We start from the raw sequence: 13,152 nt of genomic DNA on the forward strand, positions 1-13,152 counted from the left end.
GGTTTTTATAATGAGCTGGTTAGAACTATTAAATAATTTAGAAACGGGCGCAGTTCGCGCAGCAACACAAGACGAAAACGGCCAATGGCACGCTAACGTAGAAGTAAAGCAAGGCATTTTAGAGGCATTTAAAAACGGCACTAACATGGAGTTTCCTGGTGGCTTTGTAGATAAACATAATCTAGCGCCGCAATGCTTTGAAGCCACAGCAGGCGTTCGCATGGTGCCAGGTGGTTCAAGTGTGCGCCGTGGTGCACATGTTGCCAAAGGCACTATTATTATGCCACCTGCGTACGTAAATATTGGCGCCTTTATTGACGAGGGGACTATGGTAGATAGCCACGCATTGGTTGGCTCATGTGCGCAAGTGGGTAAAAATGTTCACTTGAGCGCCGCGGTACAATTAGGCGGGGTACTTGAGCCCATTGGCGCAAGCCCTGTGGTCATAGAAGACGATGCATTCATTGGTGCAGGCTGTGTGATTGTTGAAGGCGTGGTAGTTAAAAAAGGCGCGGTACTTGCCCCTGGTGTTCGCTTATCTGCAACCATCCCTGTTTATGACTGCGTTAATGAGCGTCAGCTTGATAAAGGCGAAGCAATCCCTGAATACGCGATTGTGATCCCAGGCTCTCGCCCTGCGTCAAACGACTGGGCGCGTGCTCAAGGCTTGAGTATGTCGTGTGCCTTAATTGTTAAATACCGGGACGAGCAAAGTGACGCGTCATTATTGCTTGAAGAGGTTTTACGTTAATGACCTTTTTGAGCACGCCCGTTAAAAGCGCTATTGATGAGCTTTCGAGTAAACTCGATACTCCATTTTTTGTCTACGACCTTGACTCACTAGATGCGCACCTTGCGCACTTAGTGGCGCAAACCGAAGTAAAGCTTTGGTATGCGGTTAAAGCCAATCCCCTATCTAAAGTGATACAAAGTTTAGATAACGCTGGTTTTAACTTTGATGTTGCAAGTAAAGGCGAACTTGAGCAAGTACTTGCCCAAGGAATTAACAGCGAGCGCGTGCTCAACACGGGCCCTGCTAAAAGCCCAAAACAAATTAAACATTTTATTGCACGTGGCGTACGCACCTTTGTGGCAGAAAGTCTTAATCAGGTGCGTTGGTTAAACGAACAAGCGACTGCCCAGCAGTGTCAGTTACAGGTTTTGCTGCGTGTTCAATTACGCTGGCCCGAGGGTGATAAAAACCCACTAGGTGGCGACAGCCTTACCCCATTTGGGCTTGGCTGCGATGAATGGCAATCGCTAACTACTAATGACTACACAGCACTGAGCTTTGATGGCCTACATATTTTTCAGTGGGGCAATATGCTCAGCAGCGACAAACTTGCAGATCTGTGGGCGCAAATGATTGCGCCGTTAAGGCAACTTGCTGAGCATTTAAGTATTAACCTTAATATTCTGGATTTAGGTGGCGGCTTAGGTATTCCTTACACCCTTAATGATCCGACTTTAAGCTGGGATGCATTAATAGCAGCCCTTGCAAAGATTAAACGCGATGCGGGTGTTAAAGAGCTGTGGATGGAACTAGGTCGCTATGCTGTAGGCGAATGCGGCCACTACGCCACACCGGTGGTTGAGCGCAAATTAAACTACGGCCAACAGCAGGTAATTATGAGCGGCGGTATTAATCACTTATTGCGCCCTGCGGTTACTAATCAAGACTTTCCTGCGCGTTTATTACGTGATTCAAACGCAGCAAACCAAGCAATGAGCCTATACGGACCTTTATGTACAGCGCTGGATTGCTTAGGGGAGCACCAATTACCGAGCGATTTAAATGAACATGACTGGCTGGTGTTTAGTCAATGCGGTGCTTATGGTTTTACCGAAAGTATGCCGTACTTTTTGTGCCATGAACTGGCCGGTGAATATGTTATACACCATGGCGAAATCAACTGTATTCGCCAAGCAGAAGATGCAAGCCACTACTTGAGGTAATAAAAATGAATAACACCACAGCTATAAGCCAGGAAAATATTGTAGTTGGTGAAGTGGCAAATGGCCTACCACTGACCATTCCTGTCTATCGTTTAAAGGGCGATGGCACAGGCCCAAGTGTGTATATACAAGCTAATATGCATGGCGCCGAAGTACAAGGTAACGCGGTTATTTATCAGCTACTTGAACAGCTAAAAAACCTTAATTTAAAAGGTGATATTACCTTAGTTCCCTACGCTAACCCCATTGGCTGTAATCAAAAATCGGGCGAATTTACGCTTGGCCGATTCGACCCTATTACGGGGACTAATTGGAATCGTATGTATCACTGTAATAATCAGCTTGCATCACAGTTTGCAAAGCAATACTACGACGCTGACGATACAGCTCTAAAAACAGCGTTTAAAACCGCGTTAATTAATGATGTTGAGCAGCAACTTAATGGCCCAGACTATCGTTTAACAACGGGTAAACGCATAGCGCTAAACTTACAAAGACTAGCGCATCAAGCTGATATTGTTTTAGATTTACACACTGGCCCTATTTCTAGTCAGCACTTATATTGTCCTGAATATGCCACAGAAAGTGCCCGTTACTTTAATATTCCCCATGTGCTAGTGATCCCTAATGACTTTGATGGCGCAATGGATGAAGCGAGCTTTTGTCCATGGTGGCAACTTAGCGAGCAACTTGCTCAGCAAGGCCGAAATTTTAACGTACAAGTTGAAGCCTTTACGGTAGAGCTGGGAAGCCAAGAAAAAATAGATTTAAGCGCGGCGTTTGATGATGCTCAAAGTATTTTAAGTTATTTAAATCATAAGCAAGTATTTGTTGATGCGCCCTACAAGCCAAAAGTGATGACAAGGTATGGCTGCCAACTAAATGATTATATTGCTTACTATGCACCTATGGGTGGCATGGTTGAATACTTAGCCCCTCTTGGTGGGCACATTAAAGCGGGCGAACCTATAGCTAAAATACTGCGAATGGAACGCTACCTAAGCGAACAACCACTGCAAACATTAAGCTTTGATCTTGATGCGATTGCGATATTGCATTTTGCCTCAGCTAGTGTGAACCAAGGCACTGAACTTTATAAGTTTTTTACAAACGTTTTTGAGCTCTAGCTCACCCCTTCTCATTGCGTGAGAGTCTAACTAGCGAGCTATTAGCTAGTTATCCAGTAAAAGCGACTTAGGTCGCTTTTCTTTTTGCTTTATTAAAGTTCAGGACAAGTTCACCGTATACGTGTTAAAAATGCGTTATAATCACCACAAATCTGTTACTTCCCTCACTTACAAAGGAATTATAATGAGTTGGCGCCACTGGATACTACTCTCAACATTACTAAGTACTGCTGTTATTGCTGAAGAAACAGCAAAAAACGAGCAAAACAATGAACTTGATCTGGTTAAACAATGTATATTAAATGAAGTGATAGGTGGAGACGGTAAGCAAACCCTCGATCAATTGCGCGAAAAATGCTCTGCAGTTGAAGAAAGCAAGCAGCTAACAGCTATCGATAAACGCCAAGCCCGTGAAGCGGTTGGCAAAAAGAATCGTAATGTAATTACGCCGCATAAACGTAATTATATTTTACCGGTTTCTTATATGTCGAACCCAAACACTCGCCCGTTTGATGGATTTGCAGAATTAACCGATAAAAAAGATGGCGACCCTCTCGATAACCTAGAAGCTAAATATCAGTTATCAATTAAAGTACCTTTGTATGATGAGTTTGCCGACCCAGACCAAGCTATATTTTTTGGCTTTACTCTGCAGTCATACTGGCAAGTATACAACGACGATATTTCTTCTCCCTTTCGAGAAACTAATTACGAGCCAGAAATTTTCTGGATTAATTACTTAGACCCTGAAAACGTTTTATGGGGCGATGAAATGGCAATAGCCATTGGTATTTCGCACCAATCTAATGGCCGTAGTCAGCCAAACTCGCGTTCTTGGAACCGTATTTATGCCGATTTCATTTGGGAAAATGACGGCTTTGTATTCAGCTTTAAGCCTTGGTACCGCATTCCTGAGAATGAAAAGCCTGCGCCGTTAGATGCACGAGGTGACGATAACCCTGATATCTATAAATACATGGGTTACTTTGAATTTGGTGGCGCGTATCGCTTTCACGATCATGAATTTAGTTTTATGACTCGTAATAATTTAAATTCAGATAACCGCGGGGCAATTCAGCTTGATTGGTCATTCCCTCTATGGGGAAGAGTACGCGGCTATGCGCAGTACTTTAATGGCTATGGTGAGAGTTTAATAGACTATAACGCCGATATTGAACGCTTTGGTGTCGGTATATTACTGACTGACTTACTGTAATAACCGCTAATAAAAAAAGCCAAGCAACTCGCTTGGCTTTTTCGTTTATTCTTATTACTTTTTAACCACAAACTGCCCTTCAAACTGAGCAACTACTTGATCACCATCAAAAATGGTTACTGGCACTAAATAGCTCGCCTTACCAGCCTCTTGTAACTCTATTAAGTTACCTTTACAGGTTTGAATATCAACACAGCCTTTAGGGTCGGTATTCAGTGGTTTTAAATATTTAATATTAGCATCGGCTAACACTATATTACCCTCAAGTCCGGCTTCTTTTAATGCTAAGTACGTTGCTCCCCAACCCGTTAGTGTAGCTAGGCTGTAAATAGAGCCTGCAAACATGGTGTTGTGTAAGTTTAAGTTAGCATTTAAATCTGCACGAGTAGTAAATTGCCAATCAGTGTAGCTTTCTACTTTTATCCCCATTGCATCACTAATAGGGATTGATTCACGCCATGTATTTTGCAGTACTTGAGTCCAATTAGGGTGACGAAACCAACCTGGCTCACTCGGCTTGAGCTTAACCATTTTATAATGTTGAACATCACCATAGGCTAAATGCGCTTTTTCTTTATTTTCGTAGCCATGGCGCTGATAAAATTCCAGAGCACGTTCGCGAGCAAACAGCACTAATTCATCAGCATCTTGATTCCACGCTATTTTTTCTAGCTCATGTAATAAGCGGCTACCAATATGTTGATTACGGTTACCCTCTGCAACCGCCATATAACGTACTTGAGCTTGTTGCTGATTATTAAAGTGCAAACGCGCCACACCCAATACTTCACCTGCTTTATTTTTAATAAAGCGGTGTTCAGCTTCTTGCTCTAAATCGTCTTGCTCAGAACCACGAGGTTCGCCCCATGGTGCACGTAAAACTTGCCAGCGTAATTGATAATAGGCTTGCCAGTCTTCACTACTTTGAGGGGTGCTCACTTGAAACATACAGACTCCATAAATTAAAAATGTAAAAATATTACGCTGTGCATTTTGTGAAAAACACCATACTCGATCTGGGTAAAACTGCAAATACGACTTTGGTTTCCTATAAATGACTGTAAAAAATTAATGACAAAATCGATTGCGCTTTACCCCTGCTGGTTTATGCTCAATACCATGAATAAATATATCCATGGTAGCAGTGGCCTGATAAGCAGGCACTTTATTGAGCATAGTTCATCGCTAGGCCAGTTACTTTATTGGCATAATCAACATGGCATAAATATACAAGTTCGAGAGCATCAACAGCTGCGCTGGCTACTTATTAACAACACCTTGCAATCAGTTATTTTAACCCGGAGTCCACAAGTATTACTGTTTCCTCACCTTGCCTATTTAGCAACGGTTTGGCAGCAACGACCAGCGCCTAAAAAAATACTTGAGCTCGGTTTAGGTGGTGGTGCTATACGTAACTACTTATTAAAACAGTACCCTCAAGCGCAGCTAACTTCAGTAGAAAAAAACCCTCATATAATTGACTGTTACCAAGATTTTTTTGCCCTTAATGAAAAGGGCCAAATTTATTGTGAAGACGCACAAACAGTTTTGAAGTCAGTGGTGAATATAGATTGGATTATTTTAGATTTATTTAGTGAACTCGATGCCCCTAGGTTCTTATTTGATCAATGTTTTTATCAAACAATTTATGATGCGCTTGCTCAGCGGGGCATCTTATTTATTAACTTTTTATCGCAACATGCCTCCCAACTTACACAGCTACAACTTGTGCTTAAGCGCGTGTTTGGGGAAGCCGTTAGTATTAAAAAGATCACCGGGTTTGTGAATCACATTGTGGTTGTTGAAAAAACACTTTAAGCGGTTAAGTTAAAGGTAACCGGACCGTCGTTACATAAACTAACCTGCATATCGGCTGCAAATACACCGGTCGCTACCTTAATACCGAGTAATTTAGCCTGCTCAACAAAGTAATTATATAATGCTTGCGCTTGGTCTGGTGTGGCTGCCGATGAAAAACTAGGACGCATGCCTTTTTTGGTATTAGCTGCAAGTGTAAATTGCGATATGACTAATAGTTCGCCTTGTATATCTTTGAGACTGAGGTTCATTTTATCATTTTCATCGCTAAAAATTCGATAATTACTGACCTTGTGTAATAGTTTATCAGCAACACGCTCATCATCTTCTTTTTCAACACCAAGCAGTAATACAATACCTTGTTTTATTTCACCAACAATCTGTTTTTCTATTGCTACGTTGGCGTGTGTTACCCGTTGAATTAGTCCTTGCATTTATTCACCACCCTCTGCTCGTTGCTCTTTTTTATTGTAATGTTGCATGTTAATACACACAGTAAATTCAGCACCTAGTAGCACTACTACCCACGACAAGTATACCCATACAAACAAAATAGGAATGGTTGCTACCGCACCATAAATCACTTCGTATGATGGAAAATGGCTAATGTACAAAGCAAAGCCTTTTTTGGTTAACTCAAATAACATTGCAGCAAACAGTGCACCAGGAATAGCGGCCCTAAATGAAACCCGCGTATTCGGCACTAAGGTATACAGCATGATAAAACCAGCCATAGAAATAGCATAAGGGAGTAGTTTTAATAAAAAACCACTAAACCCAGGGATCCCCTGATCAGCAAACGACACTAACGACACAATATAAGAGGTGACACCAATACTCGCACCCAGTAGTACAGGTCCCAAACTCAGTACCATCCAATATACAGCAAAGGATATCATCATTGGGCGTTTTTTCTTTACTCGCCAAATACGGTTTAGTGTGGCATCTACATTACGAATAAGTAGCAAGGCAATGGCTGCCAAAAAGCCAATACCTACCGCCGTCATTTGATTAGCATTACCAGCAAACGAGCTAATATGTTCTTTAATAACATCGGAAGAAGTCGGCACAAAGTTAGTAAATAAAAAACTTTCAATGGCTAAACGGGTCGATTCAAACCCTGGAAAAGCAGAGAAGATTGCCACACCCACCGCTATCAACGGAACCAACGACAACAAGGTAACGTATGCTAAATACCCTGCATTAATGGTTATTTGATCGTCTATACAGCGATTGAAATATTGCATCCACCAGCCTGGTTGCTGTTTTAGAAACACCTTAACTTGCTGTTTATAATGGGAGAGCTTATCATTCATACAATTAACTTTGTTGGTGGGCTTTTGATTATAATAACAATCAAGGCCATAATTTACAGCATTAACACTCGTAAATAGGAATTCAGATGAAAAAACAAACATTATTAGGGACAGCCATACTCTCGTTAATGCTGATGCTTTCAGGTTGTCAGTCGGCTTATTATTCGGCAATGGAAAAAGTAGGCGTACATAAACGTGACATTCTTATTGACCGCGTTGAAGAAACAAAAGACTCACAACAAGAGTCGCAAGAAGAATTTCAATCAGCACTCGAGCGCCTAACTACCTTAATTAATTTCGATGGCGGTGAGTTGCAAGATGCTTACAATCAACTTAATGACGATTACGAGTCGAGCTTAGCGGCGGCAAACGAAGTATCAAGTAACATAAATAAAGTAGAAGATATTGCCGATGCCTTGTTTGATGAGTGGAGCGATGAGCTAGAGCAATACAAAAGCGCCTCACTTAAGCGTCAAAGCAGTAAAAAACTAGCTGCAACTCAGCGCCAGTTTAGCCAATTACTTCGCTCAATGCGCAGCGCTGAGAGCAAAATGGAGCCAGTATTATCGTCTTTACAAGATAACGTGCTTTACTTAAAACATAACTTAAACGCACAAGCGGTAGCCGCTATAAAAGGCGAGTTTACTAACTTAAAACGTGATATTCAGTTACTCATGAATGACATGAATAAGTCGATTGAAGACTCAAATAAATTTATTGAGCAAATGAATACTACAGGCTAATTACTATAAACTCGTTTACTAAGCCTACTAAATTGTAGGCTTTTTTATTGTTACTTTTTGTTACCTTTAAGCTCTTCGATAATCCGCTATTGTTGTTATACTTTTACAAAATAATAATAATTAGAACAGTAAAATGAAGTTCAAAGCCATTACCCTAATACTTACATGCACAATGCTCAGCGCCTGCCAAACAGCTAACCATGTTGAAGTTATTGCAGGGGAGCAAACCATTACCCCGCTATATCAAAATGGCGAGCGAGAAGGACGGTTTCATAATCTCTACCCGGGTAAAAAAACTTACCCGACTACCTGTAAAAGCAACTGCTACCCAACTAGCCCTAAATTACAATGCGAAAAAGACAGCGAAAACTGCCAATTTATTGGTGAGCAACAGCCTATGAATTTAAACACAGGCTTTAGCTTACGCTGGCTGGGACATGCTGGGTTTATGATCCGCACGCCTAACGGACAGCAAGTGTTACTTGATCCTGTAAAAGAGCAGTTTGACTCACCTGTAGATTTAGCATTTAGACTAGCCTCTGGGTTTTACCGACAACCCGGCGATTGGCTCACAGATAGTGAACTGAAAAACTTAGACGCTGTGATGTACTCGCATATTCATTACGATCACTTTAATAAAGCAGATATAGAAGAGATCGGTAATAAACCTCGCTACTTAACACCACTAGGCATGGCCGACAACTTCCCTACAGGCGGGTTTAATATTAGTGAAATGGCGTGGTATGCAAAAACAAATATTGGCGATTTAGCTATCCATGCCTTGCCTGCTCATCACTTTAGCAGCCGTGTGTTAGTGCCCTTTATTTATGAAGACAACGATAAAGACTTATGGAATGGCTGGCTACTTGAACAAAATGGCAGCACCTTATTTTTTGCAGGCGACACTGGCTACTCAAAACACTTCAGCGATATACAGAAAAAATATGGCGATATTGATGTGTGCTTAATGCCGATAGCGTCTTACTATAGCGAAGATAACCCTAAATGGTATCGTTACGTTCATACAACCCCAGAAGACGCTCTAACAGCAGCACAAGAGCTAAACTGTAAAATAATGATACCTTGGGGATACGGTAACTCATCATGGAAAATGGGCGATCGCACGAGTCATTCAGCTTTACTGCGTTTATTGTATATGCACAAAAAGATGGACTCGAAAATACCCCTGCATATTTTAAATGAAGGTGAGAGTATTAAACTTTAATCAGTCATTTACAAAATTAGTAATAACTTCTCTGCTGAACTATGTTTAATTAACTAAACAGTGAGGAGGTTTTATGTTTCTTGTACGACTTATTTACGCCAGTAAAATTAGTAGTGGTTTTGGGCCTAAAGATATAGAAAATATTTTACAAAGCGCTCGAACCTATAATGTAAAAACAAACGTCACCGGCATGTTATGTTTTAGTAATGATTACTTTTTACAATGCCTGGAAGGCTCTAGAACGGCTGTAAATAATACCTACCAACAAATATTAAACGATAAACGTCACCACAATGTAATTATGCTCAACTATACCCAAATTCCTGAAAGAGAGTTTGAAAAATGGTCAATGGGCTATGTACCGCAATCTAAGCTAACCGAATCACTGAATCTCAAGTTTTCAGGCTCCATTGATTTTAATCCTTTTAAAATGTCTGGAGAAAGTGCGCATTTATTAATGCTCGCATTAAAAGACAGCATAGCAGGCACAATCAGTTAGTATAAAAATAGACTACGAGATTGTTTTTGATTGCTATTTAAGCCAAGCTAAATCATCCTTAATTGATGAGATGATTAATGAAAAAAACACTACTCGCTTTTAGCTTACTTTTTACCCAGCCAATCATGGCTATTGACGTTAGTCATACACCAACAGCTATTACTATTGATGGGGTTTCTGAAAGTGCATGGGACAAAGCCACTTGGCATAATATGCCATACTTAATGGACGGCACCCTACCAGACTCAGACAAGGATTTTAAAGGTCGCTATCGTCTTTTGTGGGATGAAAACTACTTGTATTTACAAGCAGACATTAGTGATGATGTGCTTATTGATACTCACCCAGATCCAACGGATAAATACTGGGACGATGATGCCTTAGAAGTGTTTATAGATAGTGACGCATCTGGCGGTAATCACCAATTTAACCATACAGCATTTGCTTATCATATTGGCCTTGATAACCAAGCTGCCGATTATGGGCCTGATAAAAAAGTGCATTTATATACCGACCACTTAGTTAGTAACTGGAAACGCAATACCACTGCGCCCTATAACATCACGTGGGAAGTGGCGATAAAACTCTACCCAAACGATTTCCAACAAGGCGCACAAAACACTCCGCTTAAATTAACGCCAAAGCAAGTAGTCGGCTTTATGCTCGCCTATTGCGATAACGACGGCAGTAAAGTTCGTGAGCACTTCATGGGTTCACATGAAGTACAGCCTGTTAACGGCAGTCGCAACCTTGGCTATATAGATGCTGATGTGTTTGGAAAAATCACTCTACTACCGAAAAAGTGATGAAGTTAGCGAACTGGCCTTTTTGTTGGGTTGAGCGCAACGAAACCAAAAAAAATAGGGGTTTTACATTATCAGTTGTTTTAGCTCTTACTCTTTTACTTCTCATTCTCTTCTCTTTGTATAAATATTTTTAAGTGAATTTTTTACAAAGAGGGTAAGAGGCGCTGCGCTTTTAGAGCTCAATACTGATAACTAAAAACTGAAAGCTTCTCTTACTTTAAAAACAAAAAAGCCGCTGTATTTTGCAATACAGCGGCTTTTAAAATCATTTTTCTAAATTAATAGATTATGACTTAGGAGCACGACCCGCACGTTTACGCTCATTTTCAGTTAAATGACGCTTACGAATACGAATGTTCTCAGGTGTTACTTCTACTAACTCATCATCAGCAATAAACTCAAGCGCTTGCTCAAGTGAATAGTTAAGTGCTGGTGTTAGTGTTTGTGCTTCATCTGTACCAGATGCACGAACGTTTGTAAGTTGCTTACCTTTAAGTGCGTTAACTGTAAGGTCGTTATCACGGCTATGAATACCAATAACCATACCTTCATAAACTTCAACACCGTGACCGATAAATAAACGGCCGCGCTCTTGTAAGTTAAATAATGCGTTAGTAAGTGCTTTACCTGTTGCGTTTGCAATCATTACACCATTCTTACGAACACCTAGCTCGCCACCTTTGTGCGGACCGTAGTGATCGAATGTATGGTAAAGTAAACCAGAACCCGACGTTAATGTCATGAACTCAGTTTGGAAACCGATTAAGCCACGGCTTGGGATCATAAAGTCCATACGCATACGGCCTTTACCATCTGGTGCCATGTCAGTTAGCTCACCTTTACGAAGACCAATTTGCTCCATGATAGAACCTTGATGCTCTTCTTCACAGTCAATTGTTAGTGTTTCATACGGTTCTTCTAACACACCATCAACAGTACGTAAGATTACTTCTGGACGAGATACAGCAAGCTCGTAACCTTCACGACGCATGTTCTCGATTAAGATACCTAGGTGTAATTCACCACGACCCGATACACGGAAGCTATCTGGGTTATCTGTATCTGCAACACGAAGTGCTACGTTGTGTACTAATTCTTTGTCTAAACGCTCACGAATATTACGTGATGTTACAAACTTACCTTCTTTACCACAGAAAGGAGAGTTGTTTACAGAGAACGTCATTGTTACTGTTGGCTCATCAACACTTAGTGGTGGCAATGCTTCAACGTTGTTTGGACAACAAAGCGTATCTGAAATCTTAAGCTCGCCTAAACCTGTTACTGTTACGATGTTACCAGCGTAAGCTTTATCAGTTTCAATACGCTCAAGGCCTAAGTAGCTTTGTACTGAACCAATCTTACCGTTACGAGTTGTGCCGTCTGCACTGATAACCGTGACTTGTTGGTTAGGTGCAACAGAACCACGTTTAATACGACCAATACCAATTACACCCTTATAAGAGTTGTAATCAAGCTGTGAAATCTGCATTTGGAAGTCACCTTCAGGATCTGCATCCGGTGGTGATACTTCGTCAACGATCATCTTGAACATAGGTTCCATGTTATCTGATGCTTCGTCTAAATCTAATGTAGCCCAACCATTGATTGCTGATGCGTAGATTACTTTAAAATCTAACTGCTCATCAGTTGCGCCTAGGTTGTCGAATAAATCAAAGATTTGATCCATAACCCAATCAGGGCGAGCACCTGGCTTATCAATTTTATTGATAACAACGATTGGCTTTAAGCCTTGCGCGAATGCCTTTTGCGTTACGAAACGCGTTTGTGGCATTGGGCCTTCTTGAGCGTCAACAAGTAGTAGTACTGAGTCAGCCATCGAAAGTACGCGTTCAACTTCACCACCGAAGTCGGCGTGTCCAGGAGTATCTACGATATTGATATGGTAATCATTCCAAGATATAGCGGTGTTTTTCGCTAAAATGGTAATACCACGTTCTTTTTCAATGTCGTTTGAATCCATCACGCGCTCTTCATTACCGCCGCGTGTTTCTAATGTACCTGATTGCTCAAGTAGTTTATCAACCAGTGTTGTTTTACCGTGGTCAACGTGGGCGATAATTGCTATATTTCTTAACTTTTCGATACTCATATGTTCACTCAGAGAAATTGATCTCATTGATCCTGCAGGGGGCTATACGTACTCACCTGCGCTTTCACGAGATGTCCCAGCATAGGATTTAAAAGGGCGCATATTATCCCCTATAAATGGAATGGATGAAAGTTTATCCAAAATAAAATTTCAAACTTTCGCAATAAAATAATTAACCCTTTGTTTTAAAATAATTAATTTTGATGATTAATTTTTATAAATTTATCTCAAAAGGTGGTTTTGAGTTAATTTAAAGCGACTTTACTGCGTATTTTGCATTTTCTTTGTGTTAGTCTAAGGTGATTAATTTGCAAGCAATTATGACTCTGTAAATGT

Annotated in this window: 13 protein-coding genes; 9 read left to right on the forward strand and 4 right to left on the reverse strand. The window is 40.9% G+C overall.

What is annotated here, in order from left to right:
* Window positions 1-10 precede the first annotated feature (10 nt).
* The 4 genes from CWB75_RS05970 (at window position 11) to CWB75_RS05985 (ending at window position 4,299) form a co-directional block, all read left to right on the forward strand.
* Window positions 11-751 (forward strand): 2,3,4,5-tetrahydropyridine-2,6-dicarboxylate N-succinyltransferase, encoded by a 741-nt coding sequence (locus CWB75_RS05970; protein ID WP_109875684.1) that lies wholly within the window; start codon window positions 11-13, stop codon window positions 749-751.
* A complete protein-coding gene (locus tag CWB75_RS05975; protein WP_138570130.1) occupies window positions 751-1,956 on the forward strand; it encodes a PLP-dependent decarboxylase in 1,206 nt (401 codons plus the stop codon). The genes CWB75_RS05970 and CWB75_RS05975 overlap by 1 nt, the downstream gene beginning before the upstream one ends.
* Window positions 1,957-1,961: 5 nt before the next feature.
* Window positions 1,962-3,083, forward strand: a complete 1,122-nt coding sequence (locus CWB75_RS05980) for a succinylglutamate desuccinylase/aspartoacylase family protein (RefSeq protein ID WP_054202777.1) — start codon at window positions 1,962-1,964, stop codon at window positions 3,081-3,083.
* 184 nt (window positions 3,084-3,267) lie between these two features.
* Complete coding sequence (locus CWB75_RS05985) at window positions 3,268-4,299, forward strand: phospholipase A (protein WP_138570131.1); 1,032 nt, start codon at window positions 3,268-3,270, stop codon at window positions 4,297-4,299.
* 54 nt (window positions 4,300-4,353) lie between these two features.
* Here CWB75_RS05985 and CWB75_RS05990 read toward each other — a convergent pair whose 3' ends face one another.
* A complete protein-coding gene (locus CWB75_RS05990) occupies window positions 4,354-5,247 on the reverse strand; it encodes a bifunctional GNAT family N-acetyltransferase/hotdog fold thioesterase (protein WP_010392028.1) in 894 nt (297 codons plus the stop codon).
* Between the two features lie 123 nt (window positions 5,248-5,370).
* On the opposite strand from CWB75_RS05990, the gene CWB75_RS05995 reads away from it, so the two are divergent.
* Complete coding sequence (locus CWB75_RS05995) at window positions 5,371-6,117, forward strand: spermidine synthase (RefSeq protein WP_138570132.1); 747 nt, start codon at window positions 5,371-5,373, stop codon at window positions 6,115-6,117.
* Here the strand turns inward: CWB75_RS05995 and dtd are convergent.
* Both dtd and CWB75_RS06005 read right to left on the reverse strand, forming a co-directional pair.
* Window positions 6,114-6,551: a D-aminoacyl-tRNA deacylase gene (gene dtd, locus CWB75_RS06000; RefSeq protein WP_010392023.1), complete on the reverse strand. Its 438-nt coding sequence runs from the start codon at window positions 6,549-6,551 to the stop codon at window positions 6,114-6,116. The genes CWB75_RS05995 and dtd overlap by 4 nt on opposite strands.
* Window positions 6,552-7,433, reverse strand: coding sequence for a virulence factor BrkB family protein (locus CWB75_RS06005; RefSeq protein ID WP_054202805.1), 882 nt, complete (start codon window positions 7,431-7,433; stop codon window positions 6,552-6,554).
* A gap of 86 nt (window positions 7,434-7,519) precedes the next feature.
* On the opposite strand from CWB75_RS06005, the gene CWB75_RS06010 reads away from it, so the two are divergent.
* From CWB75_RS06010 to CWB75_RS06025, 4 genes are all read left to right on the forward strand, one after another.
* Complete coding sequence (locus CWB75_RS06010) at window positions 7,520-8,176, forward strand: DUF2959 domain-containing protein (RefSeq protein ID WP_138570133.1); 657 nt, start codon at window positions 7,520-7,522, stop codon at window positions 8,174-8,176.
* A gap of 133 nt (window positions 8,177-8,309) precedes the next feature.
* Window positions 8,310-9,401, forward strand: a complete 1,092-nt coding sequence (locus CWB75_RS06015) for an MBL fold metallo-hydrolase (RefSeq protein WP_138570134.1) — start codon at window positions 8,310-8,312, stop codon at window positions 9,399-9,401.
* A 73-nt stretch (window positions 9,402-9,474) separates the two neighbouring features.
* The gene (locus CWB75_RS06020) at window positions 9,475-9,900 is read left to right on the forward strand and encodes a BLUF domain-containing protein (protein WP_010392015.1); all 426 of its coding nucleotides are present in this window, start codon (window positions 9,475-9,477) and stop codon (window positions 9,898-9,900) included.
* 77 nt (window positions 9,901-9,977) lie between these two features.
* Window positions 9,978-10,706 (forward strand): CBM9 family sugar-binding protein, encoded by a 729-nt coding sequence (locus CWB75_RS06025; RefSeq protein ID WP_138570135.1) that lies wholly within the window; start codon window positions 9,978-9,980, stop codon window positions 10,704-10,706.
* A 286-nt stretch (window positions 10,707-10,992) separates the two neighbouring features.
* Here the strand turns inward: CWB75_RS06025 and typA are convergent, their stop codons facing one another.
* A complete protein-coding gene (gene typA, locus CWB75_RS06030) occupies window positions 10,993-12,816 on the reverse strand; it encodes a translational GTPase TypA (RefSeq protein WP_010392008.1) in 1,824 nt (607 codons plus the stop codon).
* Window positions 12,817-13,152: the final 336 nt, after the last annotated feature.

Origin of the sequence: Pseudoalteromonas sp. S1608 (assembly GCF_005887265.1) — a bacterium.
Taxonomy (GTDB): Bacteria; Pseudomonadota; Gammaproteobacteria; order Enterobacterales; family Alteromonadaceae; genus Pseudoalteromonas; species Pseudoalteromonas undina.